Genomic DNA, 15,355 nt, shown 5'->3' on the forward strand with positions numbered 1-15,355 from the left:
GTGCGGTTATGGCCTCTCAAGGTTTTGGTTGCCTTGAGGCGAAGAATTTGACCTAAATACCGTGCAAGTGGGGGCACTGCTATGAATTCAGTACATGTCATTCCTGACATATCGATTGTCGCACCGGTCTTTAATGAAGAGGGCAATATTGCCGCTCTCATTGATCGGTTGGCAGCAGTTATGGACGCATCCGGGCTTCAGTATGAGGTTGTGCTGGTTGATGACGGCAGCAGCGACGGTACCTGGGCCGCTATTGAAGAAGCGCGCGCGTTGAGCCCCAATCTCAAGGGTTTCCGGCTTTCACGCAACTTTGGGCACCAGCATGCTTTGCTGGCAGGGCTTGCATCGGCGCGCGGGCGCGCGGTTGTTTCTATGGATGGGGACCTGCAGCATCCACCCGAGATTATCCCGGAGCTGATAGCAGCCTGGCAGAACGGGTTTCATGTTGTCTCCACCAAGCGCTGCGACGAGGAGGTCACGGGCTTTTTCAAGCGCAAATCATCGCAGCTGTTTTACCAGTTTTTCTATTGGCTGGCGGATATCTCCTTGGGCACGGGCACGTCGGACTTTCGTCTGCTTGACCGCAAGGTGGTTGAGGAACTGCTTCGCCTCAAGGATACGGATCTTTTTATCCGCGGCGCTGTGGAGTGGCTTGGCTTCCGCTCTACCGTCATTGAATTTAATATGGATGAGCGCCTGAGTGGCACGAGCAAATACTCACTTCGCCGCATGATGCGCTTTGCTTCGGGTGCGATTGTCTCCTTCTCGGCCAAACCGCTGAAGATTGGCATATGGCTTGGCTTCTTCACCTCGCTTATCGCGTTTGCAGAGATAGGCTATGTGTTCTGGGCCTATGCCAATGGCTACACGGTGCCGGGCTGGGCCTCCATCCTTGGTGTTGTGTCGCTGCTGTTTGGCATCATGTTCATTATCCTTGGCATCCTTGGCACCTATATCGCGCGCATGCACATGGCGCTCCAGAACCGCCCGCACTTCATTATCTCTGAGGTGATCGATAGTGCAGGGGGTAAGGTTCGGAATCTTGATGAGAAGAATGTGGCTGATCGCTCCCATGCTGGCAAACAATAGTAGCCGATCTCAGGCCGTCAGGTTTTTGCTCGTCGGATGCTCAAATGCGGCACTGTCGTACGTGGTGTTGGTGCTGGTGTTCCCCCTTCTGAAAACTTTGCCGATGGGCGGGGCAATCTCGCAGGCGATTTCCTACAGCACCGGCATTGCATGGTCTTTTGCTCTCAACAGGCGGTTTACCTTCGCGGTTAGCCAGGAAGCGCGGGCAGCGCCGCAGATGGCGCGCTTTATTGCTACACAGCTTTCCCTTCTGCTTGTCAGCAGTGGGTTGATTGAATTTTCGCTTCAGCAGGGCTGGTCGCTCACACCTTCGTGGCTGGTGGTTATGGCGTTGGTCACGGTCGCGAATTTCCTCTTGAGTAAATATTGGGTTTTCCGGTCTCGTGCTGGTTAGAACTTTGAGGTAGAGGGAGGCGTATGCTGGACCGTAGGACAGTTCTGATAGCGACTTTTTCGCTCCTTATGGCTTGCGTGCCGTTGGGGCTCGTCAGCTTGCCGCCTATCGCGGACATGCCGAACCATCTGGCGCGTATCCATATCCTGCGAGATGGAGGCACTAACCCCTTCCTTGCCGCCTATTACAGTATCGACTGGCCTATTATCCCCAATCTGGCGATGGATGTGTTGCTCACAGCCCTTTCATCCATCTCGCTCAATGGCGGGGCCAAGGCCCTTCTGGTGCTGATTTTCATTGGTATGCTGGTTGGGGTCGGCTCGCTCAGCCGGGCGATCCACGGTAGGTTGGGTGTGCTCTTCATGCTCTCAGCGCTGCTCTTTTATAACCGTATCCTGCTGTGGGGTATGGTGAACTATCTGACCGGCGTTGTGCTTATGCTGATTGGTGTCGCGCTGTGGCTTCGCATGCGGGAAAGCAAACCGCTCTGGCGAGTGTTGGTATCCTCCCTGATGGCGACGGCAATTTTCTTCTGCCATCTGTTCCCCTTCGGTCTTTATGCTATTGCACTTGGGGCCTATGAGCTGCAACGCCTGAGCGAACAACCGAACAGAAACGTCAAAGCCTGGGCCAGCACGGCAGGTGTTGGGGGCGTACAGTTCCTCTTCCCGCTATACGCTTTCTTCTGCCTGGCGCCGACCTCAGGGTTCGCGCATGAGATCGGTTTTGGCCATTTCTCGCGCAAGCTCGTCAACATACCCTTCATGACGTTCAATAATTATAATGTGGTGCTGGATGTTTTGACATTCGTCGGTGTAGGGGCAATCGCGCTATACTGCCTGTGGCGCGGGTATATAAGAATAGCGCGGCCTATGTGGGGCGTGATTGCGGCATTCACACTCACGCATTTCCTGATGCCGCAGTTCGTGATGTCCAGCCCGGGCGCTGATATCCGCACCTTTATCCCGCTGGTGTTGATCGGGCTGGCATCTCTGTCGGTGCAAGCAATGCCCAAGCGCTTGGCCTATGGCCTTGTAGGTGCTTTTGTGGCTCTATTTGTGGTGAGGACAGGCGTCGTAGCGCATCACTGGCACCGGGCTGAAGTAGACGTACTGCCTGAATATGAGACGGCCATATCCCATATGGGCGAGGGGGCGAAGGTCGCAACCTATGTCATGCTTAATGAGCGCAAGTGGTTTGTCGACCCGCCGCACCAGCATTATGTCACGCTGGCGATTATTGAGAAGTCTGCCTTTGTGGCCCGGCTGTGGGCGCATCCGGCGCAGCAGCCGGTAGTGTTTGCGCCAGAGTACCGGGCGCTGGCGGCCCGTATGCCGCAACAGATGCAGCTTTATCCTGAAAAGCCCTTGGTGCCAGACATGACCTCATCGGATAATCCCTATCACGCGTGCCGGTTTGTCGGCTCAGATTTATTCCTGCTCGCGAATGCAGCGGAGGGTCGCATCGGTCACTTGCCACCCTTTCTAATGCCGATTTATGAGGGGGAGCATGTTCGTCTCTACCGGATCGACAACATCCTGCTGGCCGATGTGGCCGACTCCGTGTGTCGGTCATAGTGCACGGGTAGGGTGGTTGGCTTCTTTTCCATCATGATATATGGTCGCGGCGCGCCTTATATTGCCCTATCTGCTGGCGAATCCGGAAAACGGCCAAAGCTCCCGTTTTTTCGTTGACGTTGAACGGAATTCGGTATAGTAAGCGCACCTCGCCGGAGCTCAGGTGGTAGCCTAAACGGGCTAGACGCTGGGGTTTTCTGGCTAAGAGATTGACATTGAAATATTTCTTGAATGGCCTCGTCGGAGCCTAAAGGCCCCGATGCAGGCGGTTTTGCTGCATGTAAAGCAGGTCGTTCGAGTGATGGTGACAGAGAAAAACGGCAAGGAACAAAAATGCCTACCATTAACCAGCTAGTGCGGAAGCCGCGCAAAGCGAAGCCCGTACATAACAAAGTACCGGCTCTTGAAGCATGCCCACAAAAACGTGGCGTATGCACACGCGTTTATACAACGACTCCAAAGAAGCCGAACTCGGCACTTCGTAAGGTTGCCCGTGTGCGCCTCTCGAACGGTTTTGAAGTCACAAGCTATATCCCAGGCGAGGGCCATAACCTCCAGGAGCACTCTGTGGTGCTTATCCGTGGTGGTCGTGTGAAAGACTTGCCAGGTGTGCGTTACCACACGCTCCGTGGTGTTCTGGATACGCAGGGCGTCGCTGATCGTCGCCAAAGCCGTTCGAAATACGGCACCAAGCGTCCGAAGTAAGATTAGAGAAGGAATACCGCTATGTCTCGTCGTCATAGAGCAGAAAAACGCGAAGTCCTGCCTGATCCGAAGTTCGGTGATGTGGTACTGACCAAATTCATGAACAGCCTGATGTTCGATGGTAAAAAATCCGTCGCTGAGCGCATTGTATATGGTGCGCTGGATAAAGTTGAAGAGCGTGCGAAAGCAGAAGCTCTCGGCCTTTTCCATGAGGCACTCGACAATGTGAAGCCTGCTATTGAGGTTCGCTCCCGCCGTGTTGGTGGTGCGACTTATCAGGTTCCTGTTGAGGTTCGCAATGAGCGCGCGCAGGCGCTGGCTATTCGCTGGCTGATCACTGCTGCACGCAAGCGTAATGAAACCACGATGGTTGATCGCCTGTCCGGTGAGTTGATGGACGCAGCGAACAACCGGGGTGCGGCCGTCAAGAAGCGTGAAGACACGCACAAGATGGCAGAGGCTAACAAAGCCTTCTCGCACTATCGTTGGTAATTTGTATCTAAGTTAGGGAACCAGTTCCATGGCACGCAGAACGCCACTTAATCGTTATCGCAACATCGGCATCATGGCTCACATTGATGCTGGCAAAACGACCACGACCGAACGTATCCTTTATTACACAGGCCGTAGCCACAAAATCGGCGAAGTACACGATGGTGGCGCTACCATGGACTGGATGGAGCAAGAGCAGGAGCGGGGTATTACCATTACCTCGGCTGCGACGACTTGTTTCTGGAAGGATCACCGGATCAACATCATCGATACTCCTGGCCACGTTGACTTCACGATTGAAGTTGAGCGTAGCTTGCGCGTTCTCGATGGTGCGGTTGCTGTATTTGACTCGGTAGCAGGTGTTGAGCCTCAGTCCGAGACAGTGTGGCGTCAGGCTGATAAATACGGCGTTCCGCGCATGTGTTTTGTCAACAAGATGGACCGCATGGGCGCAAATTTTGAGCGCTGTGTTGACATGATCAAGAACCGTCTTGGTGCCAAGGCGCTGATCGTTCAGTTGCCGATCGGTGCTGAGAGCGAGTACGAAGGTCTGATCGACCTTGTGAAGTTCAAGGAAGTGCTCTGGAAAGGTGAAGACCTTGGCGCATCTTATGAATATGTCGATATCCGTGACGAACTGAAAGATGCCGCTGAAGCAGCGCGTCTGGAAATGATCGAAACGGCTGTTGAAGCTGACGAAGCTCTGATGGAAAAGTACCTCGATGGCGAGGAGTTGACCGAAGAAGAGCTGAAAGGCGCTATTCGCAAAGGTACAACCAAGAGCCTCTTCGTTCCGGTTCTCAACGGTACAGCGTTCAAAAACAAAGGCGTTCAGCCTCTTCTGGATGCGGTTGTTGACTTCATGCCTGCTCCAACTGACGTTGAAGCGATCCGCGGTGTTGATGCCAACGACGTAGAAAAAGAGATCATGCGTAAGTCTTCTGACGACGAGCCTTTCTCTGCTCTTGCATTCAAAATCATGAACGATCCGTTTGTTGGTACGCTGACATTCTGCCGCATCTACTCTGGCGTTCTCGAGACTGGTACACAGGTCATGAACTCTGTGAAGCAGCGTAAAGAGAAAGTCGGCCGGATGCTTGAAATGCACGCAAACAGCCGTGAAGACCTCAAAGAAGCACGCGCAGGCGACATCGTTGCTCTCGCTGGTCTCAAGAACACCACAACAGGTGACACGCTCTGCGCTAACAACTCACAAGTTGTGCTTGAGCGTATGGAATTCCCTGATCCGGTGATCGAGGTTGCTGTTGAGCCGAAAACCAAAGCCGACCAAGAGAAGATGGGTATTGCCCTCAACCGCTTGGCTGCTGAAGATCCATCTTTCCGCGTGTCTTCTGATGAAGAATCCGGTCAGACTGTGATTGCAGGCATGGGCGAACTGCATCTCGACATTCTTGTTGACCGCATGAAGCGTGAATTCAAAGTTGAGTGTAACGTGGGCGCGCCACAGGTTGCGTACCGCGAGAGCTTTGCTCGTGAAGTTGAAATTGACTACACACACAAGAAACAGTCCGGTGGTTCTGGTCAGTTTGGTCGTGTGAAAATGGTTGTTACCCCTGGTGAGCGTGGCTCGGGTATCGAGTTCAAGGACGAGATCAAGGGCGGTAACATTCCACGTGAATACATCCCTGGTGTTGAAAAAGGTATTCGTGACGTAGCTGAGAGCGGCGCTCTCATCGGCTTCCCGATCATCGATTTCGCTGTACGCCTTGTGGATGGTGCGTACCACGACGTTGACTCGAGCGTTCTGGCGTTCGAGATCGCGGGTCGCGGTGCACTGCGCGAAGCAGCTTCGAAAGCTGGCATCAAGCTTCTTGAGCCAGTGATGAAGGTCGAAGTTGTGACGCCAGACGAGTATATGGGTGACGTTATTGGTGACCTTAACAAGCGCCGTGGTCAGATCCAGGGGTCCGAGACCCGCGGTCCTGCTACGGTAATCAACGCAATGGTGCCGCTGGCGAACATGTTTGGTTATGTGAACGAGCTTCGCTCATTCTCACAAGGCCGGGCTCAGTTCTCCATGCAGTTCGACCATTACGCTGAAGTTCCTGCGAACGTGGCTGAGGAAATCAAGACCAAGCTCGCTGGTTAAAACATAAACAAGAAAAACCAATGCTATGGATCCCTTGGCAAACAAGGGCCGATAGAAAGGTAGTAAAATGGCAAAAGCAAAATTTGAACGGAACAAGCCGCACTGCAACGTTGGAACGATTGGTCACGTTGACCATGGTAAGACGACGCTGACAGCGGCGATCACGAAAGTGCTTGCAGAAGCTGGACACGGTGAAGCAGTAGATTTCGCGAACATTGACAAGGCTCCAGAGGAGCGCGAGCGTGGTATCACGATTTCGACAGCCCACGTTGAGTATGAGACGGAAGCCCGTCACTATGCTCACGTTGACTGCCCAGGTCACGCTGACTATGTGAAGAACATGATCACGGGTGCAGCGCAGATGGACGGGGCTATCCTGGTTGTGAACGCAGCAGACGGTCCAATGCCACAGACCCGCGAGCACATCCTGCTTGCGCGTCAGGTTGGTGTACCAGCGCTTGTTGTTTTCATGAACAAGGTTGACCAGGTTGATGACGAAGAGCTTCTTGAGCTTGTTGAGATGGAAATCCGCGAGCTTCTCTCTGAGTATGAATTCCCTGGCGACGATATTCCGATCGTATCGGGTTCTGCGCTTGCAGCTCTTGAAGGTCGCGACGACAACATCGGCAAAGAGAAGATCCTCGAGCTGATGAAAGCAGTTGACGATTATATCCCACAGCCTGAGCGTGCTGTTGACGGTGCGTTCCTGATGCCAGTTGAGGACGTGTTCTCAATCTCTGGCCGTGGTACGGTTGTTACCGGTCGTGTTGAGCGTGGTATCGTGAAGGTTGGTGAAGAAGTTGCTATCGTAGGCATCAAGGACACCCAGAAGACGACAGTTACGGGCGTTGAGATGTTCCGCAAGCTGCTCGACCAGGGTGAAGCTGGCGATAACATCGGTGCACTTCTGCGCGGTGTTGGCCGTGATGATGTTGAGCGTGGTCAGGTTCTGGCGCACGTTGGCTCGATCACACCACACACGAAGTTCACTGCTGAGACCTATATCCTCACCAAAGAGGAAGGTGGTCGTCACACGCCATTCTTTGCGAACTATCGTCCACAGTTCTACTTCCGTACAACGGACGTAACGGGCATGGTTGAGCTTCCAGAAGGCACCGAGATGGTGATGCCTGGTGATAACGTGAACCTGACGGTTGAGCTGATCGCTCCGATCGCCATGGACGAGGGTCTCCGCTTCGCTATCCGCGAAGGTGGTCGTACCGTCGGCGCCGGCGTAGTCGCTAAAATCATCGCTTAATGTAACGAAGGCGCCGGTAACCCCGGCGCCGCTTTTAAGGTGTAAGATCAATGGAAGCGCAAAATATTCGCATCCGCCTGAAGGCATTTGACCACCGTGTGCTTGACCAAGCAACCGGTGAAATCGCCAGCACGGCTAAGCGTACGGGCGCTCTGGTGCGCGGACCTATTCCGCTGCCTACCAGGATCGAAAAGTTCACGGTACTTCGTGGTCCCCACATTGATAAGAAGTCCCGCGAGCAGTTCGAAATGCGTACCCACAAACGCTTGCTCGACATCGTTGACCCAACTCCGCAGACTGTAGACGCGCTGATGAAGCTCGACCTCGCTGCTGGTGTTGACGTTGAAATCAAACTGCAAGGATAAGACCATGCGCACAGGTTTGATTGCAAAGAAGCTTGGTATGACCCGCGTGTTTAACGACGCCGGTCACCACGTGCCAGTAACAGTTCTGCAGCTCGACGGCTGTCAGGTTGTTGCTCAGCGCACAGTAGAGAAAGACGGTTACACCGCCCTGCAACTTGGCGCGGGTGCCCGTAAAGTGAAAAACGTTTCCAAGGCACAGCGCGGCCACTTCGCAAAAGCTCAGGTTGAGCCAAAAGCGAAAGTAGCTGAATTTCGTGTAGCCGTGGATGCGCTTGTAGAAGTTGGTGCAGAGCTCACCGCAGACCATTTCCTCGTAGGCCAGCGCGTTGACGTTGTTGGTACATCGAAGGGTAAAGGTTTTGCCGGTGCGATGAAGCGTCACAACTTCGGTGGTCTGCGTGCATCGCACGGTGTATCCATCTCCCACCGTTCACACGGTTCTACGGGTCAGTGTCAAGATCCGGGCCGCGTGTTCAAGGGCAAGAAGATGGCCGGTCACCTTGGTGACGTTCGCAAGACGGTACAAAGCGTTGAAATCATTGAAACGCGGGTTGAAGACGGTCTCATCCTCGTTAAAGGCGGTATCCCAGGCTCGAAAGAGGGTTGGGTGCTGATCTCTGACGCTGCGAAGAAAGCCGCTCCGGAAGGTTTGCCGATGCCGGCAGCATTCCGCGCACCTGCGCAAGCAGAAGCTCCTGTAGAAGCACCGGCTGAAACGCCTGCTGAAACAGAAGCCGCTGCAGAAGGTAACGAGGAATAAGCGTCATGAAGACCGACGTCCTTACACTTGACGCCAAAAAAGCTGGTGACATCGATCTCGATGAAGCCATCTTCGGCGTAACTGCACGTGCAGACATCCTGCACCGTGTAGTAAACTGGCAGCTCGCAAAGCGCCGTGCTGGTACTCACGCTGTGAAGTTCCGCTCGGATATCGCTCGCACTGGCAAGAAGTTCGGCAAACAAAAAGGTGGTGGTGGCGCACGTCACGGTAACCGCCGTTCGAACATCTTCGTTGGTGGTGGTCGTGCCTTTGGCCCGATCCCGCGTGATCACGGTTTCGACCTGCCGAAGAAAATTCGCAAGCTTGGCCTGAAATCGGCTCTGTCCGCTAAAGTAGCAGACGGCAAGCTCATCATCGTTGATGTTGCGGAATTGAAAGACGGTAAAACGAAAGAGTTGAAAGTGAAGCTCGAGAAACTCGGCCTCGCAAATGCTCTCTTCGTTGATGGCGCTGAAGTGAATGAAAACTTCAAGCGTGCTGTCGCGAACATTCCAAACGTTGACGTGCTGCCAAGCCAAGGTGCTAACGTGTACGACATTCTCCGTCGCGACACGCTGGTTCTGACCAAAGCTGCAGTTGCTAAACTCGAGGAGAGGCTCAAATGACCGCGATCAAGCATTATGACGTGATCAAGAGCCCAGTGATCACCGAGAAGGCAACGCTCGGCTCTGAAAATAACCAGGTAACCTTCAAAGTAGCGATCGACGCGACCAAGCCGGAAATTAAAGCGGCTGTGGAAGCACTCTTCGACGTGAAAGTGAAGAAAGTCAACACGCTCCGCCAAGAAGGCAAAGTAAAGCGTTTCCGTGGTGTAAACGGCCGTCGTGCCGAATACAAAAAAGCCATGGTAACACTTGCCGAAGGCAGCAGCATTGACGTGACGACGGGGGTTTAACCGATGGCACTCAAGCAATATAAACCGGTAACCCCGGCTCAGCGTGGCCTCGTTCTTGTTGACCGTGAAGGTCTACACAAGGGCAAGCCTGTAAAAGCGCTGACCGAAGGTCTTACCAAATCCGGCGGTCGCAACAACCATGGCCGTATCACCTCGCGTCGTCGTGGTGGTGGTCATAAGCGTACTTACCGGATGATCGACTTCAAGCGCACTAAATGGGACGTATCTGCAACTGTAGAACGCCTCGAGTACGATCCAAACCGGACCGCATTCATTGCGCTGATTAAATATGAAGACGGTGAACTGGCCTACATCCTTGCACCACAGCGTCTCGCTCCTGGCGATACGGTGATTGCTGGTGAAAAGGTTGACGTAAAGCCAGGTAACGTAATGCCGCTCGCTAACATGCCAATCGGCACCATCATCCACAACGTGGAGATGAAAGCCGGTAAAGGTGGTCAGATGGCTCGTTCTGCTGGGGCATACGCTCAGCTGATCGGTCGTGACCGCGGTTACGCGCAGCTTCGTCTGTCTTCGGGTGAAGTTCGTCTCGTTCGTGGTGAGTGTGTTGCCACGGTCGGTGCGGTATCAAACCCAGACAACCAAAACATCAAGCTCGCTAAAGCGGGCCGGAACCGCTGGCTCGGTCGTCGTCCAAGCGTTCGTGGCGTTGCCATGAACCCTGTCGATCACCCGCACGGTGGTGGTGAAGGTCGGACCTCAGGTGGTCGTCACCCAGTGACGCCATGGGGTAAGCCTACCAAAGGTAAGAAGACTCGGTCCAATAAAGGTACCGATAAGCTTATCATCCGGTCGCGCCACGAGCGCAAGAAACGCTAAGGAGTCCTGAATATGGCACGCTCTGTATGGAAAGGCCCTTTCGTTGACATGCACCTTCTCAAGAAGGTGGAAGCGGCTATGGAAAGCGGTAAAACTTCGGCAATTATCCAGACTTGGTCACGTCGTTCGACCATTCTGCCGAATTTCGTTGGGCTGACCTTCAATGTCTACAATGGGCAAAAGTTCATTCCTGTCTACGTGACGGAAGACATGGTTGGTCACAAGCTCGGTGAATTCGCTCCGACACGTACCTACTACGGTCACGCTGCGGACAAGAAAGCGAAGAGGAAGTAACTGTGGGTAAGCAATCTGCAAAACGCCGTTTGGCGGATAATGAAGCAGTAGCAACCGCTACGATGCTTCGCGGCTCGCCCCAGAAACTTAATCTGGTGGCTGCTAGCATTCGCGGTATGAAAGTGGAAAAAGCTCTGGCTAGCCTGAGCTTCAACCGCCGCCGTAGCGCGATTGAGGTGAAGAAAGTTCTGCAGTCTGCAGTCGCAAACGCAGAAAACAACCATAATCTGGACGTCGACAGCCTTGTCGTGGCCGAAGCAACTGTGGGTAAGGCGCTCGTTATGAAACGCTTCCGCGCCCGTGCTCGTGGTCGTGTAGGTAAGATCGTCAAGCCGTTCAGTCGTCTGCGCATTGTTGTGCGCGAAGTAGAGGAGACTGCATAATGGGTCAGAAAGTAAGTCCCGTTGGTCTGCGCCTGGGTGTGAACCGCACCTGGGACTCGCGCTGGTATGCCGAAGGCGATGACTATGGCACGCTGTTGCACGAAGACCTGAATATCCGCAAGTTCGTGATGAAAGAACTGTCACAAGCTGGCATTTCAAAAGTGATCATCGAACGTCCGGCCAAAAAATGCCGCGTGACCATTTACTCGGCTCGTCCGGGTGTGATCATCGGTAAAAAAGGCGCCGACATTGAGAAGCTCCGTCGTAAGGTTGCAAACTTTACGAAGTCTGACGTGAGCCTGAACATTGTCGAAGTCCGTAAGCCGGAAATCGATGCTAAACTGATCGCTGACAACATCGCACAGCAGCTTGAGCGTCGTGTTGCGTTCCGTCGCGCCATGAAGCGCGCGGTACAAAGCGCAATTCGTCTCGGTGCCGGCGGTATCCGTATCAACTGTGCAGGCCGTCTTGGTGGCGCAGAGATCGCACGGACCGAGTGGTACCGCGAAGGCCGCGTGCCGTTGCACACCCTGCGTGCAGACATCGACTACGGTGTCTCTGAAGCCCTGACCGCTTATGGTATCTGCGGTATCAAGGTTTGGGTGTTCAAAGGCGAGATCATGGAACACGATCCGATGGCTCACGAACGTCGTGCAAACGAAGTTCAAAGCCAAGGTGGTCCGTCCCGCCGTTAGGCCGGACGGTAAGTGATAGGAGCGACATAAAATGTTGCAACCGAAACGTACGAAGTTCCGTAAGGCCCACAAAGGCCGTATCCATGGCAATGCCAAGGGCGGAACCGATCTTAACTTTGGTCAGTTTGGTCTTAAAGCGACCGCACCTGGCCGTGTAACTGCTCGCCAAATCGAGGCGGCTCGTCGTGCCATGAACCGTCACATGAAGCGGTCTGGTAAAGTGTGGATCCGGATTTTCCCGGATGTGCCTGTGACAGCCAAGCCTGCCGAGGTTCGGATGGGTAAAGGTAAAGGCTCTGTCGATCGTTGGGTGTGCAAGGTAAAACCTGGCCGCATCATGTTTGAGATCGATGGTGTCTCTGAAGAACTGGCGCGTGGTGCGTTCGAACGTGCAGCTGCAAAGCTGGCCGTTGGTACTCGCATCGTGCAACGGATGCATTAGAGCGAACGGAGAAGTAAGATGAAGGCAGCTGATATTCGTGCCAAGTCGCAAGACGAGCTCCGTGAAGAGCTCGAGAACCTGAAAAAAGAGCAGTTGAACCTGCGTTTTCAGGCGGCTTCCGGCCAATTGGAAAACACTGCTCGTGTTCGTGAGATCCGCCGCGATGTGGCCCGGATCAAAACGATCCTGAGCCAGTCGGCTGAGGCGTAAGGAGTAAACCCATGCCAAAGCGTATTCTGCAAGGAACTGTGGTCAGCAACAAAGGCGATAAAACCGTTGTTGTTAATGTTGAACGTCGTATTAAGCATCCATTGCTTGACAAAATTATTCGACGCTCTAAGAAGTACCACGCTCATGATGAGAGCAACACTATTCAGGTTGGGGAGACAGTCCGCATTGAGGAATGTCGTCCTATTTCTAAACTGAAGACCTGGCGCGTAGTTGGCGGTGAGGCCTAAGGCCTCATCGTTTTGCTGTTCGCCGGTAATAACAAAGGGTGTAACCCATGATTCAGATGCAAACCAACCTCGACGTGGCCGATAACTCCGGGGCCAAGAGGGTGCAGTGCATTAAAGTGCTTGGTGGTTCCAAGCGCAAAACTGCTGGAGTAGGCGACATTATTGTCGTCTCCGTAAAGGAAGCGATCCCACGGGGCCGCGTAAAAAAAGGTGACGTGCACCGCGCTGTCATCGTTCGTACTGCTAAAGAAGTGCGTCGTCAGGATGGTACTACCATTCGTTTCGACCGCAACGCAGCAGTGCTTGTTAACAAAAACCACGAACCAATCGGCACACGTATTTTTGGCCCGGTTGTTCGTGAACTGCGTGCAAAGAAGCATATGAAGATCATCTCGCTTGCACCGGAGGTACTATAAATGGCCGCGAAACTGAAAAAAGGTGACAAGGTCGTTGTGGTTGCCGGTAAAGACAAAGGCAAGCGCGGCGAAATCACGTCTGTACTGCCCGTTGAAGGCCGTGCGTTTGTATCGGGAGTGAACCTGATCAAGAAGCACAACCGCCCAACACAGACCAGTGCAGGTGGTATCGAGACGAAGGAAGCAGCAATTCAGCTCTCCAATCTGATGATTGAAGATCCGAAAGATGGCGCGCCTACTCGTGTTGGTTTCAAAACACTCGAAGACGGTCGCAAGGTTCGCTTTGCGAAGAAGTCCGGGGAGGTGATTGATGGCTAAAGCAACTAAGGCTCTGCCACGTCTTCGTAGCGTATACGAAGAAAAAGTTCGTGCTTCCATGCTGGAGCAGTTCGGCTACAAAAACCCGATGCAGGTTCCAAAACTGGACAAAGTGGTTATCAACGTTGGTGTTGGTGAAGCTGTTCAGGACAAGAAAAAGATCGACAAGGTAGTAGAAGAAATCGCTGCTATCTCCGGTCAGAAGCCTGTTGTTACGATCGCTCGCAAGTCTATCGCTAGCTTTAAGCTTCGCGAAGGCATGCCAATCGGCGTGAAAGTAACGCTGCGCTCTGAGCGTATGTACGAGTTTCTTGACCGGCTGATTACCATTGCACTGCCACGCGTACGTGACTTCCAGGGCGTTAACCCGAAGTCATTTGACGGCCGCGGTAACTACGCAATGGGCCTGAAGGAACAAATCGTCTTCCCGGAAATCAACTATGATCAGATTGATCAGGTTCGCGGGATGGACATTATCATCTGCACCACGGCTCAGACCGACGACGAAGCGCGTGCGCTTCTGACCGGTTTTGACATGCCGTTCAAAAAGTAACGGCAGCCGAAGGAGGGTTTTGATATGGCTAAGAAAAGTGCCATCAACAAGAACGCACGGCGTGAAAAGCTGGTTGCGAAATACGCTAAAAAGCGTGCTGAACTCAAAGAACAGATCTACAACAAGGATCTGGGTGAGGAAGAGCGCTGGATGGTTGTTATGCAACTGGCAGCACTGCCACGTAACAGCGCAAAGACGCGTGTTCGCAATCGTTGCGAAGTAACAGGTCGTCCGCGCGGTTATTATCGTAAATTTAAGATGTCTCGTATCGGTCTGCGTGAGCTTGGCTCCGCTGGCAAGATACCTGGCGTTGTTAAGTCAAGCTGGTAAGGGGGTAGGCTCATGTCGATGACTGATCCGATCGGCGATATGCTGACCCGTATCCGCAACGGTCTGCAAGCTCGCAAAACTGTTGTATCCACACCTGCATCCAAAACGCGTCAGCGTATTTTGGATGTGTTGCAGCGTGAAGGTTTCATCCGTGGTTATTCCCGGATTGAAGGCGAGGCCAATAAGGCTGAGCTGACCATCGAGCTAAAATATCACGAAGGTGAGCCGGTTATCCGCACGATCAATCGTGTGTCCAAACCTGGTCGCCGCGTGTATAGCTCGGTTCGTGACCTGCCACGCGTTCACAACGGCCTTGGTATTTCGATCGTTTCCACACCGAAAGGTGTTCTCTCGGACGCAGAAGCGCGTGAGAACAATGTGGGCGGCGAGATCCTCTGCACCGTATTCTAAGGAAGGGAGAAATCATGTCCCGTATCGGTAAAAAGCCAGTGGCTATTCCGTCCGGCGTGACCGTTTCCTTGAACGGTTCGGACCTGACGGTAAAAGGCCCTAAGGGTGAGCTGGCGATGTCTTTTGTTCCTGAAGTAACTGTTGCTCAGGAAGAAAAAGGTATCGTTGTATCGCCTGTTAATGACACGAAGCGTGCCCGCTCCATGTGGGGTATGCAGCGCACGATGATTTCCAACCTGTTTGAAGGCGTAACCGCAGGTTACTCTAAAAAGCTTCAGATCACTGGTGTTGGTTATCGCGCTGCTATGAAAGGCTCTGCTCTGAACCTACAACTTGGCTACAGCCACGATATCGATTTTCCGGTCCCACAAGGCATCAAGATTGAGACGCCTGATCAGACCACGATCGTTATCTCCGGCATCGACAAACAACAAGTCGGTGAAACGGCAGCCAAGATCCGTGAGTTCCGCAAGCCTGAGCCCTACAAAGGTAAGGGTATCAAGTACGAAGGTGAATATATCTTCCGCAAGGAAGGTAAGAAGAAGTAAC

Annotated in this window: 24 protein-coding genes; all 24 read left to right on the forward strand. The window is 53.4% G+C overall.

What is annotated here, in order from left to right; all coding sequences use genetic code 11:
* Positions 1-81: 81 nt before the first annotated feature.
* The 24 genes from ACOOGA_RS16535 to rplF all read left to right on the forward strand — a co-directional run bounded on the left by ACOOGA_RS16535 (position 82) and on the right by rplF (position 15,354).
* Positions 82-1,089, forward strand: a complete 1,008-nt coding sequence (locus ACOOGA_RS16535) for a glycosyltransferase family 2 protein (protein ID WP_417463131.1) — start codon at positions 82-84, stop codon at positions 1,087-1,089.
* Positions 1,055-1,483 carry a GtrA family protein gene (locus ACOOGA_RS16540; RefSeq protein WP_417463132.1) on the forward strand — a complete coding sequence of 143 codons (429 nt, stop codon included), beginning with the start codon at positions 1,055-1,057 and terminating at the stop codon, positions 1,481-1,483. Before ACOOGA_RS16535 ends, ACOOGA_RS16540 begins: the two co-directional genes overlap by 35 nt.
* Before the next feature lie 23 nt (positions 1,484-1,506).
* On the forward strand, positions 1,507-3,060 hold the full coding sequence (locus ACOOGA_RS16545; protein WP_417463133.1) for a hypothetical protein: 1,554 nt from the start codon (positions 1,507-1,509) through the stop codon (positions 3,058-3,060).
* Positions 3,061-3,393: 333 nt separating this feature from the next.
* Entirely contained in the window at positions 3,394-3,765 is a 372-nt protein-coding gene (rpsL, locus tag ACOOGA_RS16550; RefSeq protein WP_417459322.1) for a 30S ribosomal protein S12, read from the forward strand.
* A gap of 21 nt (positions 3,766-3,786) precedes the next feature.
* Entirely contained in the window at positions 3,787-4,257 is a 471-nt protein-coding gene (rpsG, locus tag ACOOGA_RS16555; protein ID WP_417463134.1) for a 30S ribosomal protein S7, read from the forward strand.
* Positions 4,258-4,285: 28 nt separating this feature from the next.
* A complete protein-coding gene (gene fusA / locus ACOOGA_RS16560) occupies positions 4,286-6,367 on the forward strand; it encodes an elongation factor G (protein WP_417463135.1) in 2,082 nt (693 codons plus the stop codon).
* Positions 6,368-6,434: 67 nt separating this feature from the next.
* A complete protein-coding gene (gene tuf / locus ACOOGA_RS16565; RefSeq protein ID WP_420429048.1) occupies positions 6,435-7,625 on the forward strand; it encodes an elongation factor Tu in 1,191 nt (396 codons plus the stop codon).
* Between the two features lie 50 nt (positions 7,626-7,675).
* Positions 7,676-7,990 (forward strand): 30S ribosomal protein S10, encoded by a 315-nt coding sequence (gene rpsJ / locus ACOOGA_RS16570; protein WP_020401309.1) that lies wholly within the window; start codon positions 7,676-7,678, stop codon positions 7,988-7,990.
* A gap of 4 nt (positions 7,991-7,994) precedes the next feature.
* Positions 7,995-8,750 carry a 50S ribosomal protein L3 gene (rplC, locus tag ACOOGA_RS16575; protein WP_417462105.1) on the forward strand — a complete coding sequence of 252 codons (756 nt, stop codon included), beginning with the start codon at positions 7,995-7,997 and terminating at the stop codon, positions 8,748-8,750.
* Between the two features lie 5 nt (positions 8,751-8,755).
* On the forward strand, positions 8,756-9,376 hold the full coding sequence (rplD, locus tag ACOOGA_RS16580; protein ID WP_417462104.1) for a 50S ribosomal protein L4: 621 nt from the start codon (positions 8,756-8,758) through the stop codon (positions 9,374-9,376).
* Positions 9,373-9,666, forward strand: a complete 294-nt coding sequence (locus tag ACOOGA_RS16585; protein WP_417457560.1) for a 50S ribosomal protein L23 — start codon at positions 9,373-9,375, stop codon at positions 9,664-9,666. Before rplD ends, ACOOGA_RS16585 begins: the two co-directional genes overlap by 4 nt.
* Positions 9,667-9,669: 3 nt before the next feature.
* Positions 9,670-10,506: a 50S ribosomal protein L2 gene (gene rplB, locus ACOOGA_RS16590; RefSeq protein WP_417462103.1), complete on the forward strand. Its 837-nt coding sequence runs from the start codon at positions 9,670-9,672 to the stop codon at positions 10,504-10,506.
* Positions 10,507-10,518: 12 nt separating this feature from the next.
* Positions 10,519-10,800, forward strand: a complete 282-nt coding sequence (gene rpsS / locus ACOOGA_RS16595) for a 30S ribosomal protein S19 (protein ID WP_262691196.1) — start codon at positions 10,519-10,521, stop codon at positions 10,798-10,800.
* A 2-nt stretch (positions 10,801-10,802) separates the two neighbouring features.
* Positions 10,803-11,183, forward strand: coding sequence for a 50S ribosomal protein L22 (rplV, locus tag ACOOGA_RS16600; protein ID WP_417457558.1), 381 nt, complete (start codon positions 10,803-10,805; stop codon positions 11,181-11,183).
* Positions 11,183-11,878 carry a 30S ribosomal protein S3 gene (rpsC, locus tag ACOOGA_RS16605; protein WP_417462102.1) on the forward strand — a complete coding sequence of 232 codons (696 nt, stop codon included), beginning with the start codon at positions 11,183-11,185 and terminating at the stop codon, positions 11,876-11,878. The genes rplV and rpsC overlap by 1 nt, the downstream gene beginning before the upstream one ends.
* Before the next feature lie 31 nt (positions 11,879-11,909).
* Positions 11,910-12,320 (forward strand): 50S ribosomal protein L16, encoded by a 411-nt coding sequence (gene rplP / locus ACOOGA_RS16610; protein WP_417457556.1) that lies wholly within the window; start codon positions 11,910-11,912, stop codon positions 12,318-12,320.
* An 18-nt stretch (positions 12,321-12,338) separates the two neighbouring features.
* Positions 12,339-12,530: a 50S ribosomal protein L29 gene (gene rpmC, locus ACOOGA_RS16615; RefSeq protein ID WP_417462101.1), complete on the forward strand. Its 192-nt coding sequence runs from the start codon at positions 12,339-12,341 to the stop codon at positions 12,528-12,530.
* An 11-nt stretch (positions 12,531-12,541) separates the two neighbouring features.
* Complete coding sequence (gene rpsQ / locus ACOOGA_RS16620) at positions 12,542-12,778, forward strand: 30S ribosomal protein S17 (protein WP_417457554.1); 237 nt, start codon at positions 12,542-12,544, stop codon at positions 12,776-12,778.
* A gap of 47 nt (positions 12,779-12,825) precedes the next feature.
* Positions 12,826-13,194, forward strand: coding sequence for a 50S ribosomal protein L14 (gene rplN, locus ACOOGA_RS16625; protein ID WP_417462100.1), 369 nt, complete (start codon positions 12,826-12,828; stop codon positions 13,192-13,194).
* Positions 13,195-13,512 carry a 50S ribosomal protein L24 gene (gene rplX / locus ACOOGA_RS16630; protein ID WP_417462099.1) on the forward strand — a complete coding sequence of 106 codons (318 nt, stop codon included), beginning with the start codon at positions 13,195-13,197 and terminating at the stop codon, positions 13,510-13,512. It begins immediately after the preceding gene.
* Positions 13,505-14,065 (forward strand): 50S ribosomal protein L5, encoded by a 561-nt coding sequence (rplE, locus tag ACOOGA_RS16635; RefSeq protein WP_417462098.1) that lies wholly within the window; start codon positions 13,505-13,507, stop codon positions 14,063-14,065. The genes rplX and rplE overlap by 8 nt, the downstream gene beginning before the upstream one ends.
* A gap of 24 nt (positions 14,066-14,089) precedes the next feature.
* On the forward strand, positions 14,090-14,395 hold the full coding sequence (gene rpsN / locus ACOOGA_RS16640) for a 30S ribosomal protein S14 (protein ID WP_417462097.1): 306 nt from the start codon (positions 14,090-14,092) through the stop codon (positions 14,393-14,395).
* Positions 14,396-14,407: 12 nt separating this feature from the next.
* A complete protein-coding gene (rpsH, locus tag ACOOGA_RS16645) occupies positions 14,408-14,806 on the forward strand; it encodes a 30S ribosomal protein S8 (RefSeq protein WP_262691206.1) in 399 nt (132 codons plus the stop codon).
* 14 nt (positions 14,807-14,820) lie between these two features.
* Positions 14,821-15,354: a 50S ribosomal protein L6 gene (rplF, locus tag ACOOGA_RS16650; RefSeq protein WP_417462096.1), complete on the forward strand. Its 534-nt coding sequence runs from the start codon at positions 14,821-14,823 to the stop codon at positions 15,352-15,354.
* Position 15,355 lies beyond the last annotated feature (1 nt).

It is taken from the genome of Kordiimonas sp., from assembly GCF_965216265.1.
GTDB lineage: Bacteria > Pseudomonadota > Alphaproteobacteria > Sphingomonadales > Kordiimonadaceae > Kordiimonas.